General features: G+C 59.8%; 9 protein-coding genes. 7 read left to right on the top strand and 2 right to left on the bottom strand.

Translation table 11 applies throughout. The features are described 5' to 3' along the window. The first annotated feature begins 200 nt into the window (after window positions 1-200). Genes M2334_RS02455 through M2334_RS02445 form a run of 3 tightly spaced genes read left to right on the top strand, consistent with a single transcriptional unit; the run spans window position 201 to window position 2,531 of the window. Window positions 201-536 carry a hypothetical protein gene (locus M2334_RS02455; protein ID WP_220128483.1) on the top strand — a complete coding sequence of 112 codons (336 nt, stop codon included), beginning with the start codon at window positions 201-203 and terminating at the stop codon, window positions 534-536. Between the two features lie 17 nt (window positions 537-553). Further along, complete coding sequence (locus M2334_RS02450; protein ID WP_264604700.1) at window positions 554-2,242, top strand: PepSY-associated TM helix domain-containing protein; 1,689 nt, start codon at window positions 554-556, stop codon at window positions 2,240-2,242. Further along, on the top strand, window positions 2,235-2,531 hold the full coding sequence (locus tag M2334_RS02445) for a DUF3325 domain-containing protein (RefSeq protein WP_264604699.1): 297 nt from the start codon (window positions 2,235-2,237) through the stop codon (window positions 2,529-2,531). The genes M2334_RS02450 and M2334_RS02445 overlap by 8 nt, the downstream gene beginning before the upstream one ends. 433 nt (window positions 2,532-2,964) lie before the next feature. Here the strand turns inward: M2334_RS02445 and M2334_RS02440 are convergent, their stop codons facing one another. Together M2334_RS02440 and M2334_RS02435 are read right to left on the bottom strand one after the other, a co-directional pair. Continuing rightward, window positions 2,965-5,016, bottom strand: coding sequence for a TonB-dependent siderophore receptor (locus tag M2334_RS02440; protein ID WP_413716455.1), 2,052 nt, complete (start codon window positions 5,014-5,016; stop codon window positions 2,965-2,967). Between the two features lie 371 nt (window positions 5,017-5,387). Further along, the gene (locus M2334_RS02435) at window positions 5,388-5,582 is read right to left on the bottom strand and encodes an energy transducer TonB (RefSeq protein ID WP_264595347.1); all 195 of its coding nucleotides are present in this window, start codon (window positions 5,580-5,582) and stop codon (window positions 5,388-5,390) included. 144 nt (window positions 5,583-5,726) lie between these two features. Between M2334_RS02435 and M2334_RS02430 the strand changes: the two genes are divergently transcribed. From M2334_RS02430 to M2334_RS02415, 4 genes are all read left to right on the top strand, one after another. Then, window positions 5,727-8,162, top strand: coding sequence for a TonB-dependent receptor plug domain-containing protein (locus M2334_RS02430; protein WP_264593721.1), 2,436 nt, complete (start codon window positions 5,727-5,729; stop codon window positions 8,160-8,162). Window positions 8,163-8,484: 322 nt separating this feature from the next. Continuing rightward, on the top strand, window positions 8,485-9,483 hold the full coding sequence (locus M2334_RS02425) for a GlxA family transcriptional regulator (protein ID WP_264593720.1): 999 nt from the start codon (window positions 8,485-8,487) through the stop codon (window positions 9,481-9,483). Window positions 9,484-9,630: 147 nt separating this feature from the next. Continuing rightward, window positions 9,631-9,951 (top strand): histidine kinase dimerization/phospho-acceptor domain-containing protein, encoded by a 321-nt coding sequence (locus tag M2334_RS16685; protein ID WP_181558473.1) that lies wholly within the window; start codon window positions 9,631-9,633, stop codon window positions 9,949-9,951. Window positions 9,952-10,174: 223 nt separating this feature from the next. Further along, window positions 10,175-11,932 carry a GGDEF domain-containing phosphodiesterase gene (locus tag M2334_RS02415; RefSeq protein ID WP_264604697.1) on the top strand — a complete coding sequence of 586 codons (1,758 nt, stop codon included), beginning with the start codon at window positions 10,175-10,177 and terminating at the stop codon, window positions 11,930-11,932. Window positions 11,933-12,507: the final 575 nt, after the last annotated feature.

Raw genomic sequence — 12,507 nt, 5'->3', positions numbered from 1 at the left:
GGCGGGACAAAACCCGGTCAGTGACAACGTGCAGCGCATGCTGCGCCCCCGCCATGGAGTATCACCTCCCATCCAGTCTCAATTCCAACGGTTCCTGCTAATTGCAAACTATTGCAACTCATTATCGATTAAGCGATAGGATGCAGGCGGGATCGCGGCTACTCCGACGGAGAGGCTCAAAACAGCAGGATTCTTAGATCGTGAGTGCTAACGTCATGGCGAGAAATGGTGGAGCAAAGGCTTCGGTCTCATGGGCCCAAGCGGTTAGAACGGCTAACCGTTTCGCAGCCGCAATCCTTGGTGGCTATCTGTTTGCTTATGGATTCACTGCGCTGGCGACGTTCATTGGCTTTGGCCTGGGCCTCCCGTTTTCGGAGGCACAGGTGCTCGCATGGATGCTTGGAGCCTTAGTCTATCTGGGCGCGATGCTGTGGGGTTTCGTGCCGCGCACCGCAGCAACGGCCTGGGCCGTTCTTGCAGGCGGCGGTGCAGCAATGGGATCGGCCGCCTGGGCGCTTTCGCGTCTGACAGTCTGAGCGGGAAGGAACAATCGATGCGTGAGACATTCCGGCTATCGATGGCCTATCTGCACACCTGGCTCGGCCTTGTGGTTGGCTTCGTACTGATGGCCGTGTTCTTCTTTGGGTCGCTTTCCGTGTTCGACCGCGAGATCGACCGGTGGAGCGTGCCGGAGACGCGCGCACAGGCAGCGCCCTTTCCCTCGTTTGATCGGTCCGTGCTGCCCGTCATCGCATCGGTGAAGCCCGATGCCGAGAGCATCGAGCACACGGCCGCAGAGGTCATCGGCGCCTTGCCGCCGGCCGATGCGATGAAGGTCGGCGATGTCGGTGTTTATACCAATCACCGTGACCCCATTTTGCGGATGTACGTGGCCTTTGATGTGCCCAACAAGCCGCGCGACGCCAACCTGGATCATGTCCATGTGTATGGCTTTGCGGCCGTCGATCCACAGACAGGCGAACGTCTGCCTGCCGATGTTCAGGATCGGCTCAATCTTGGCACCGGCTTCTTTTTCCCCATGCATTATATGCTCCACCTTGACTGGATGGAGATCGGCTACTGGATTGTCGGTCTGGCGGGCATGGTCATGATGGCGTTGCTCGTCTCCGGCGTGGTGATGCATCGCAAGATCTTCCGCGAGTTGTTCACCTTCCGCCCGGAAAAGGCGCGGCTGCGCTCGATGCTCGATCTTCACAACATGACGGGCGTTCTGGCGTTGCCATTCCTCTTCGTCATCACGCTGTCGGGCCTGCTCATCTTTGCCTATATGTATCTGCCATCTCCCACGAGCCTCATGCGCCCGCTGGCGAAGGCTCAGGAACTGGTGGAAGCGTCCGGGACCGGACTGCCCGTCGACCCGTCAGGCCGGCCCGGTGAACTCGCATCCGTCGATGCGATGATGGACGCTGCAAAGGCGCGCTGGACGGCCAAGGGTGTGCCCGGCGAAGTCGGATCGGTGGTGATCGTCCATTATGGCGATGCCGATGCTTATGTCTCGATCGCGCGTGACAATGTGGATCGTGTTGCGACGAGCGAGACCCTTCACTTCAAGGGAAGCACCGGGGCGCTGCTTTACGAAGATCCGCCAGCGAGCGGCATCCGCACGATGGAAGGATTCCTCTACGGGCTGCACTTCCAGCAGTTCCGCCACTGGCCGCTGCGCTGGCTGTTATTCGCGGGCGGTCTGGCAGGCTGTGCCTGCATTGCGACCGGCTTTTTGTTCTTCGTCGAGAAGCGCAAGAAGAAGCATGCGGCCACCGGCGCTCCCGGTGCGCGCATCGCGGAGGCCTTCGCCGTCGCCAGCGTGACCGGCATGCTGATCGCGACCGGCACGATGATGGTGGCGAACCGATTGCTCCCCACAAGCCTGCCGGGGCATGACGCCTGGCAGGAGGGCATTTTCTGGCTGACGTGGCTCGCGACGCTGGGCCATGCCGCTCTGCGGTCCCGCGCGTCGGCCCATATCGGCGTCTCGCCAGCATGGGCCGAACAATGCTGGCTGGTGGCTCTGCTGGCTGTGGGTGCAGCCATTGCCAACTGGGCGACGACCGGCGATCATCTTATCGCGACGATCGCAAATGGATATTGGCCAGTGGCAGGCGTCGACCTCGTTCTTCTCGCGACAGCAGGTGTCGCTGCCTACACGGCAGTTCGCCTGAGCGCCCGTGCTGAACGGCTTGCGCGGATGCCATCGGCGATCGGGAAGCCAGCCCATGTCTGACGCCGTTCTGCTCACTCTCGCGCTGCTCGCTGCCATCATCGGCATGGCTGGCTTTGCGGCCGCGAACGACACGCACTGGCGACAATTGTTCCGCGAACGCCCGCAGTCAGCCGGCGCGCGCGCATTTTGCCAAGCTTCTGGTGTGCTGCTGCTCGGCATTTCCTTTGCGTTTTGCGCAATGGCCGACCCTATCTCGATGGCGTTTCTGGTCTGGCCGATGCTGCTCGGCGTGGCCGCCGCCACCGTGGCGGCCTTCCTTACGCTCAAAGCGCAATCTCAGCGTCGATGAGATATGGGGCCGGGTTCGAGCCCGGTCGTCCTCGGGGCATTGGATGGCGCCGGCCGGGCGTTCAAAGCACCGCCATCAACCCGTTCGGTTAGCCCTGCTAACGTGGTAGCTGCGCAGCGCTGCGGAATGGGTGGGTTTGGAAGATCGCCATTGGCGAAACTGTGCGCGGTTAGTCTGTGCTCGTCGCTTAGCTGACGAGATATCAACGCTCAGCCGTCGCTGATTTTCAAAACGTGAATATCGCTTGCTGTAGCCCAGCAGCGACGGCCCGCACGCTTTTCAGTCTCAGCTTGTGAGACGAGATGCTTCGCGGGCGGTCTCCATTGGTGAGATGGCCGGGAAGGATGAGATCAGCGCGACGCATCGTCACACATGATCAAAACCTTCCCAGATATCTCCCACAGCGACCCGCTCCCGTTGCAGTGCCTGCTTATCAGAAACGCACACCTAAGGTTGCCATGACGTTACGCGGGGCACCGACAAAACAGTCGCCGCGCGCCAAACAGGACGCGAAATATTTTTCGTTGAGAAGGTTGGTGGCGTTGAGGGAAATGCGCCAGTTGTCTTTGCTGATTTCCGCCAGCGCGTCCACAGTGGTGCGGGACGGCGTGACGATCGACCAGATCGCGCTGGTTGAAACACTCTTGCCGCTATGCACGACGCCGGCGCCCAAGCGCAGTTGCGCCTCACCAGCCAGCCCGAAGGTCTTGGTGGACCACAGCGACGCGGTGTGACGGGGCATATAGTCGAGGTCGGTATTGGTTTCGGACTCGAGCTTGGAATAGCCATAATTGGCCAACAGCTCGAAATTACCGGGCATGGTGTGGCTGGCCTCGATCTCGAACCCCTCTGTGTTGAGTTCACCCGACTGGGCCGTGCCGCCTGCTGCGAGATAAAGGACGCGGTTGCGCTCCTTGATTTTGAAGACCGTGGCCGTGACCAGCGTGCTGGGAGCCGGCTGCCACTTCACGCCAGCCTCAAATTGCGTGCCGGTCTGCGGGCGATAAGGTGCGCCAAAGGTGCCGTCGCCATTGTCGATGGAGCCCGCGACAGGCAGGAAGCTTTCCGTATAGCTGAAGAAGGGTGAGATGCCGGCGCCGATCTCGCCGATGATGCCAGCGCGGAAGGTGGTGGCCTTGTCCTCCTGACCCGCAGAGTTCGTGACGCGGTCACGGCGAGCGCCCAGCACAACCGAGACGCGATCAAAGAAGCGGATCTGATCCTGGACATAGATGCCCAGTTGCTTCTGCGACTGCGCGGTGAACGGGCCGGACGGCTCGTAAGTCAGGAGCGCATCATAGTCGATGTCGTAGAGATCCACGACCTCCACACCGGCAGCATAGCGCTTGGCGACCTCGTTCCAGCTATAATCAATGCCAACGAGCAGCTTATGCTCGATATTCGCGCCTGTGTTGAAGTTGAATTGCAGGTTATTGTCGGTGGAGAAGACATTCATCCGCGCGTCGCTGGCATCGGCATAAAGACCAATAGTCCGCCCGTCGGTGCCGTAGACCGAGAAGGGATCGGTCGGATTGCTATAGCTGTCGGCGTAGTGGGTCTTATATTCAAGATTGCTATCGATATAGCGGGCCTTCAGGCTCAGCGTGATCTTGTCAGAGAAGTTGTGCGTGATGAAGCCGCCGCCTTGCAAGGAGCGTCCGGCGTAGCGGTCCCACCCGGCCTTACCGACAAATGTATATCGATCCAGCTTGCCAGAGGGATTGGCAGCATTGGGCAGAAACGTGCCGACGATCGGCAGAAACTGGGAGGTCGATCCGGTATCGTCCTCCTGATAGAGGCCTGTCAGCACGATATCCGTGTCAGGGGTAGGCTGCCAGCGGATCGAAGGCGCGAACATCACGCGATCGTCGGGAACATGATCGACATAGGTGTCGGCATCGCGGACGCGGCCCACGGCGCGGATCGCCAGATTGTCGGCCAGCGCGATGTTGACATCGCCCAGCGCCTCCTTGCGGTCGTAGCTACCATATACCAAGCTCAGTTCGCCACCCGTCCGGAACTCCGGCGTCTTGGATACGAGGTTGACCAGGCCGCCGATCGATCCCTGGCCAAACAGCACCGACGCCGGGCCGCGGACGATTTCCACGCGGGAGAAGTTGTACGGGTCCGCGGTGATGCTGGCATAATAAGAAAAGATGTCGCGCATGCCGTCGCGGAACTGGAGCGCATCCAGCCCGCGCACGTTGAAGCCGTCTACGCGCGTATCGCGGCCATAAGGATTGGCAAGGACACCTGCGGCATATTTTACCGTGTCGGAAATGCTGATTGCGCCCTGCGCGAGATATTGCTCAGATGTGATGACCTTGATCGGCTGAGGCAGCTCGATGAGCGCTGTATCGGTCTTTGTACCGGTTCTAGCGGCGGTCACGATAATCGCATCGCCATTCTCGTCCGCTGGCGCGACTTCGTCGGCCCATGCCGCCTGGCTCGCGCAAAGGCCCGCCAGTCCCACCATCATAATCATCTTCGCCATTGTACGCCCCTTCACTGTCGCTGCGCTTCTTGCGTGCAAGCCCCTAGAGTTTATGCGACTGCCTATCAATAGCGTTTTTGATCCGGGAGCGAGGGGTGATGGATGGAAATATCGTCTGTTTTTACAGCAACTCGTGATGAATGCCGTTCGACACTGTACCTGCTACGGGTCCCATGAGGCACACCTTGACCCTGCTTGGATCAAGAGGGTCGGCATTGAAGTCCCTCGTTTGACCGCACCAGCAGGCGATGCGGGCTGCCGAAGCAGCGGATGTCGAGACGGACTGCGGCACGGCGTGAGTTCCGGCATCTCTTGATGCCGCGAGAAGTACGCAGCCAGCGAGCCTTCGCTCTTCCTTATTTCTACCGCGCGCCGGGGGCTGTTGATAGTCCGGGAGACAGGAAGAACTCGACCGGGACCACAAATTCAATAGTCTCCCCTGCCTTGTGGGCTGGTGGCTGAGCACGGCGAGGCAGCGCGACGACCTTACGGTCGAGGTCAGTAATGCCGCTGGAACGTCCAAGGCGAGCAGCCAGCACCCGACCCTCTCTATCCATGATAAAATGCACCCCAGGCACGCACTGCATTCCAATTCAGTTGCGAATTATGATACATGATAACATATCATAGCCCAAGAGCCGCCCTGCGGATGGGTGGGCGCCAGCAGCAACGGCCGAACATCAAACGGAATTGGGGGAACAATGAGATTTCTGGAAACTGCGGCTGTGGCTGCCGGTATCGTCGTCAGCGCGCCAGCCTGGGCGCAGTCCATCGACACGCCCGACCAGACCGAGGGGGCCAAAGATCAGGCGACGGCGGCGGCGAGCGATATCGTCGTCACCGGCTCGCTCATTCGCGGCCTTCCAAGAGAATATGTCGCCAGCCCGGTATTCACTTATGGGCAGGCGGACATTGTCCAAGCCGGTGCCGGATCGGTGTCGGAATATATGCTTACCATTCCCCAGAACTTCACCGCGGACCTGAGCGATTTCGGCAGCACGGCCGCAGGTGTGGGATCCACTCTCAGCACGGGCACGACCTATAATCAGTATGACGGCTTTGCCAGCTTCGCGTTGCGCGGCCTTGCCTCCGATGCGACGCTCACGCTCCTGAACGGGAGGCGAATGGCGTCAGTGGGCATGGTCGAGGCGCCAACCGTTTCGGTCATCCCAGCGGGATTGATAGAGCGCATCGACGTCATCTCTGACGGCGCCTCAGCCACCTATGGCGCGGATGCGGTGGCGGGCGTGGTCAACATCGTCACGCGAAAGCCCAAGGGCGGTCTTGAATTGCGCGTGCGCGGGGCGACCATGACCGACACCGGCGCCAAGAACTGGGAAGCGAACGCGCTCGCCGGGCATAGCTGGAGCACGGGCAGCGTATATGGCATGGCGATGTATCAGCAGCGCTCGGCTTTCCTCGAAGAGCCGATCGTGGCGAGCGGGACGCGCCTTCAGCAAAGCCAGTTGCCCGACGAGCAGGTGAGCGGCTTTTACGGCGGCGTTCGGCAGGAGGTCGGCGACCTGACCTTGTCGGTCGATGCCTCTCGCTTCCAGCGTGATCGCGAGGCGATTAGAAACTATCCGGACTTTCCCAGATATAACCGTTTCTTCAAGACCCACACCACCGGATATGCCGTGAATGGCAATGCCCATTGGCAGGGCGACAGCGCAACTTCGATCGACCTCAATATCGATTATGGGCGCAACAAGACCAGCAGTAACGTATTCAGCGGCTTGCCGCCTTTCGCCGCGGCGAGCACGCATTATAGCGATACCAACACGCTCTTCGTCGCCGAGCTGACCGGCCAGACGGCCCTGGCGACGCTTCCGGCGGGACCGGTCCTCGTCGCCGGCGGCGTTCAGTATCGCAAGGAAACGCTGCGAACCGACGCCAAGATCTTCTTCAATCTCAACGGCGGCGAGCGCACGGCAAAATCCGCTTATGGCGAAGTGAACGTGCCGATCGTGGGCGCCGAGCAGGGCATTGCGCTTATCCGCTCCCTGACGCTTTCGGCGGCGGCGCGCTATGAGGATTTCGGCTTTGACGACGCATTGGCGCCCAAATTCGGGCTCCGCTGGCAGATCGATCGTTCCGTCGCGCTGCGCGGCACCTATGCCCGCTCCTTCCTCGTCCCGCGCTTTCGGAATACAATCGGCATCGCCGAGCAGGTCTCGTTCTGGAACTACCCCTACGCCTTCCTGGGCGCAGGAGAGCAGAATCCGGCGCTACCGACCGGCAATGCGATCGTCATGTTTCGCGCAGGCGCCAATCCCGACCTGAAAACGCAGAAGGCCGACACGTTCACGCTCGGCCTCGATCTGACCCCCACCTTCATTCCCAACCTGACGATCAGGGCGGGCTATTATCGCATCAAAATCGCGGGGCGGGTCGTGACGCCATCGCAGGACGACAGCGTGTCGCTTCCCGAGCTTCAAGGGTTCAACATCCGCAATCCCAGCCTCGCCCAGATCGAGAGCATCATCAACAATCCTGCAGTGTTCCGGTGGTTCACGGCAGATATCCCGTTCATCGGTGGTGGCGGAACGGAAATCTACAGCAGCGCGAACCAGATTCCCCAAGGCCTGATTTCGCAGGTGCAAGCCGTGGCGGATATTCGCCCGCAGAACTTCGCGGTCGAGAAAACCGACGGCATCGATCTCGATCTCCGCTATCGCACGCCGCTGCTGGGTGGCGATGCCTCCGTGCACCTGACCGGCCAATATATCCTCAATCTCACGCTGGGCGCCGGTACCGGCAGCGCAGTCTCGCGGCTGGACGGCTATGCGCAGCCGGCCGACCTCCGACTGAACGGGACCTTCATCTGGGGACGCGACGGCGTGTCGGTCGGCTCGGTCGTCAACTATGTCGACGGGTTCACCGATAATCGCCCCGGCCGGCCCCCGCGCAAGGTCGCGGCCTATACCACGGCGTCTCTATTCTTCGGTTTCGACCTCGGGCGCCTTACATCCACACCTACGCTCGACCAGAGCGAGGTGCAGCTTGTCATCGCCAACCTGTTCAATAACCGCCCCCCAAATATCGCAGACTCTGTGCTCGGCTACGACCCATATAATAATCCCCCCAATCCGCGCACGATCGGCCTGGTGCTCACAAAGCGATTCGGACAGCTTTGAGCCATGTCGGTCGATCGCTGCTGCGGGAGCGGGGCGATGAATGGAAGGCAGCTTTCAGGGAGGCGTTTTGCATGATCGAACGACCGCTCTGTCGGCGAAGTCGGTCGTATCTGTGCGCGCTGGCTGAGTTCAAGGGATTAAAAGAGCTATGCTCTGCCATGGGTAACGGCAGCAGAAGCTGACATGCTATGTCGAGCTGCGCCGCTCGGACATCCGCAGCTGCATTTGCTCTGACAGACCCCATTGTTGTAGGTAATTGAGCACCCGAGGCGTATCGTGTTTCTGATCGGTGATCTTGCGTCGCCGCGGAGCGCTTCAGGCCATGCTCGTCACAATCTTTGCCCCAAGCAACGTACATCTGCTGGAAATAGCCGGTGTACGAGACGCGCTGTTTGAAGCGAACTGCAAAATGGGGTCCAGTAATCGCTATCGCGTCAAGCTGGTGACAGAACGGGGCATGCCGGAGGAAAGCGCCTCCGGCATCGTTTATCTGCCTGACGCCAGCATCCACGACGAGACAGAGCCGTGCGACACCTTGATTGTAGCAGGGCCATATGGCGTCCCGTCGCCCCAAAGCGAAGCAGTCAATGATTGGTTGCGGGAGCAGTCACGGCAGTCCCGGCGTCACGGATCGACGTGCACCGGGGCCTTCCTGCTGGCTCATGCCGGATTGCTGGCGGGTCGTCGTGCGACAACCCACTGGGAGTATGCTGCACGCCTTGCCGCCGACTTTCCGGACATTCTGGTGGAACCCGACCTCATCTTCGTGCGCGACGGACCAGTGTTCAGCTCCGCAGGGGTAAGCGCAGCGATAGACCTCGCATTTTCGTTGATCGAGGAGGATCACGGGCGGGCACTGGCGCTTTGGGTGGCACGGCGGCTGGTCGTCTTCTTGAAGCGACCCGGCGGTCAGTCGCAATTCAGCGCACTGTTGACCGCACAAACTGTTTCCAACAGCCCGATCGACAAGATAAGACTTCACATCCTCGAACATCCCCGCGCGAAGCTGACCCTTGAAACCCTTGCAAAGATTGCTGGCGTAAGCTCGCGCCATCTCTCCAGGCTGTTCCGCGCCGAACTCGGCATGAACCCAATCGCATATGTCGAATTGACCCGGATCGATATTGCGCGACGACTGCTGGAAGAAAGTTCCGCTCCGATAAAAGCGATTGCCTACACTGCCGGGTTCGGCTCGACGACTACGCTCAGACGGGCATTCCTGCGCAGGATGGGCGTCACGCCCCTGGAGTATCGCATGCGCTTTCACAGCAGCGGAGGCGGAGAGCCGATCAACGTCGAAAGAGCCGCTATTCTGTCCTGAATGGTCGCATCAGCGAAGTTGAAAACAGCGCTGCGGGACGACATCGTGGTGCCAAGAGGCGATGGCAACTCGTTCCCGCAGGCTCACGATAAGTGAAAAGACATAAAGCGCGGCAGTCTCGCCACCCCAGCGTGGAGATTTCAGCAAATGATACAAAACGCTGTTGAGCAATGGCAAAATGTTCCGCTCCGCAAGGACTCTCTTTTCGATACTTACTTCCACACTTTGTCGCATGATCTCAGGACACCGCTCACCCACATCACGGGATTTGCTGAGCTTCTCAAGCTCGATGGAAACCTTGGGGCAACCCAGCAGGAATATGCCTCTGCAATCGTGTCGGCATGCAGCGAGCTGCAAAATACGGTCCTGGCGCATCTTCGCCTCATAGAAAGTAGCCTTCAGGCTGCATGTCAGATGCCTCCGCTTGCTGACGACGCGTCTTCGCCCGCACCTCAGAGCGACACGTAAATCCAAAAATATCTTTACCGGATATCGCAGCTTGGTGACCCGCTCGACCAGGCCACGAGACGTTTGCCGTACCCCGACGAAACTGGCGTCGATTTGTCTCGAAACGCCGCGCCGCTGAAATTGAAACGTCGGCACCACGGCATCATCCTCTAGCACGGAGGCATGGGATGAGATCTGATCTTTACGCGCTCATCGCGATGAAACTCGAAAGCCTGTTTGCGAGATGACTCCCGATGCGGCCGACGGCACGATCGTGGAGCCCGGTAGAACTGGTTCCCCGTTGCTGCGATGGCCTCGCCTCCTCGGTGGGCGCAGAGGCCAGTGTGTAACAGAGCTCTTTTCCAAACTTGCGCTCGATCATGTCAGCGATGGCCTGCTCGTCGCGGACATGCGCCTCCGGGGGCAGCCCATAGTCCTGGTAAACCCAGCATTCGAAAAAATTACTGGCTATTCTGTTGACGAAGTCATCGGCAAGAACTGCCGCTATCTCCAGGGAAGCGATCGGTTGCAGCCGGAACTTACGGAAATACGGGCTGCGCTTGCGGAGGCGCGCGCCTGCTCGGTGACACTGCGCAACTACAAGCGGGACGGAACGATGTTTCGCAATGCTTTGCGTCTGGAGCCGTTTCGGGACTACCTAGGGCGCCTCACGCATTTCGTGGGCCTGATCCGGGATGTCACGCACGCACCGGGTGTCGATCGGCTTACCGGACTGCTGGATCGTTATGGGTTGCTCGACCGGCTGGCACAGATCGAAATGTCGGCGAACTCCGCCTTGCTGGTCATCAAGCTCGACGTCCTGCGGTTCCGTGACGTCAACAACGGTTTCGGTTACGATGTCGGTGATGCGCTGCTTCGTTCGGCGACAGCGCGTCTGGCTGTTGTGCCAGCCCTGGCTATCGCTCGCGTCGGCAGCAATAACTTCATCCTGGCCTTCGCGCTCGATGATGCCAGCCGTGCGGGCAAGATCGTCAATGAGGTCCTCGACTTGCTGAGACCCCGATTTGTCCTGCCTGGCGCATCGCTTACAGTGCAGTTTGCCGCTGGCTTCGCTGTCGGGCTCGCCGGAACCGATCCTCTTCTACTGGTCCGGCATGCAGGTGCGGCGATGCAACGATCCAAAGCGACGCCCGACCACGGCCCCCATCCGTTTGAGGAAGCAGATGACCGAGACGCGCGTAATCGCATTCGGCTCGCGAACGAACTGCAATCCGCCGTTTCCAATGACGAGCTGCTGTTTCATTATCAGCCCCAGGTCGATCTGCAATCCGGTGACCTGATCAGCGCTGAAGCTCTGCTCCGTTGGGACCACGGCGCATTCGGCCTCCAGCTACCCGGCCGGTTCATCGCCGTTGCTGAAGAGACCGGCGCCATGATGGAGATCGGAGCGTGGGGCCTGCGTACGCTCGCGACGTATGCAGCGCGGGTCAATCAAAACCGTCGGATACCGCTCCGGTTCGCTTTCAACATGTCGGTGATGGAGTTCACGCGAAGGGACGTCGTCGCCTTTGTCGAACAGGTGCTCAACGAAACCGGGTGCAAGGCCGAATGGCTGACGCTGGAGCTTACCGAAGAGCTGATGGCCCCTGAGTCGGACGATATACGCCGATCCTTCGAACATATGCGGCGCGTGGGGGTCGGCATTTCGATCGACGATTTCGGCACGGGCTATTCCAACCTACGCTATCTCGAACGGTTTCCACTCAGCGAGATAAAGATTGATCGTAGTTTCGTGCGGGAAGTGGCGCACAACCATGTCAAGCACGTCATCGTTGAAAGCATCGTGAAGCTCGGAGTGGCGCTCGACGCGCGCGTCGTCGCGGAAGGCATTGAGACTGAGGCCGATCGAGTGATGATGCGGACACTGGGCTGTTCGGTGGGACAAGGCTACCTCTTCGCGCCGCCGCTCGACGAACAGCGCTTCGAAATCCTACTCAATCAAGGAATTGTAATGCGCGAGGACCGTCTGTCTAAGAGTTAAAGCGAATGTGCGCCCCCAATGCCATCGTGCACCTCGCAGGCGAACAAGACGCAGCCCATTTGTGAACAAATATGACGATGGCTTCTTTGCCACCTGACCGTTTCACATTTGGTGAGTAATGCTCACCTGAATGAGCGGCAGCTATTGGGTCACCGAAACCTTGCTTCCAACGACCGCTTTGTTGGCGCGTTCCGCCGGATGGGCTGAAGAGGATCGAGTGGCTGCTATTGTTCGGATCAGACGCTAGCTTCGCTCGCTCTGAACGACGGAGTTTGGTTGGCATCGGACCCAGGTATTGTCGGTCGCGGACCCCGACAGGTGGATGAAAGCAGGACGGGTTTCGACGAGCAGCTTTGGCCCACCGAATGTCGTTTTTGAGGGCGTAGACGGCAATCTTCCTAATGGCTGAGCCCCCCGCACTTATCTTAGGGATTGGAGCCGGCCCTTCGCCCGCACCCAAACTTTGCCGTGGCAAAAGCAAAACTTGCCTTGACGAAATCATATTCTATCGATTAGGTTGAAATACCTCGAGCGGGATGGCTGGTCAGGCCCCTCCCGCATCATCACGAGTGTCT

The organism is Sphingobium sp. B11D3D (genome assembly GCF_025961755.1).
Classification (GTDB): Bacteria; Pseudomonadota; Alphaproteobacteria; order Sphingomonadales; family Sphingomonadaceae; genus Sphingobium.
The sequence above is the reverse complement of the archived record's forward strand: the minus strand, read 5'-3'. Positions and strand labels throughout refer to the sequence as shown.

Excerpts from the sequence above, each read along its gene's own strand:
- M2334_RS02440 (WP_413716455.1), bottom strand. The coding sequence starts at position 5,016 with ATGATTATGATGGTGGGACTGGCGGGCCTTTGCGCGAGCCAGGCGGCA.
- M2334_RS02435 (WP_264595347.1), bottom strand. The coding sequence starts at position 5,582 with ATGGATAGAGAGGGTCGGGTGCTGGCTGCTCGCCTTGGACGTTCCAGC.
- M2334_RS02425 (WP_264593720.1), top strand. The coding sequence starts at position 8,485 with ATGCTCGTCACAATCTTTGCCCCAAGCAACGTACATCTGCTGGAAATA.
- M2334_RS02415 (WP_264604697.1), top strand. The coding sequence starts at position 10,175 with ATGACTCCCGATGCGGCCGACGGCACGATCGTGGAGCCCGGTAGAACT.
- M2334_RS02450 (WP_264604700.1), top strand. The coding sequence starts at position 554 with ATGCGTGAGACATTCCGGCTATCGATGGCCTATCTGCACACCTGGCTC.
- M2334_RS16685 (WP_181558473.1), top strand. The coding sequence starts at position 9,631 with ATGATACAAAACGCTGTTGAGCAATGGCAAAATGTTCCGCTCCGCAAG.
- M2334_RS02430 (WP_264593721.1), top strand. The coding sequence starts at position 5,727 with ATGAGATTTCTGGAAACTGCGGCTGTGGCTGCCGGTATCGTCGTCAGC.
- M2334_RS02445 (WP_264604699.1), top strand. The coding sequence starts at position 2,235 with ATGTCTGACGCCGTTCTGCTCACTCTCGCGCTGCTCGCTGCCATCATC.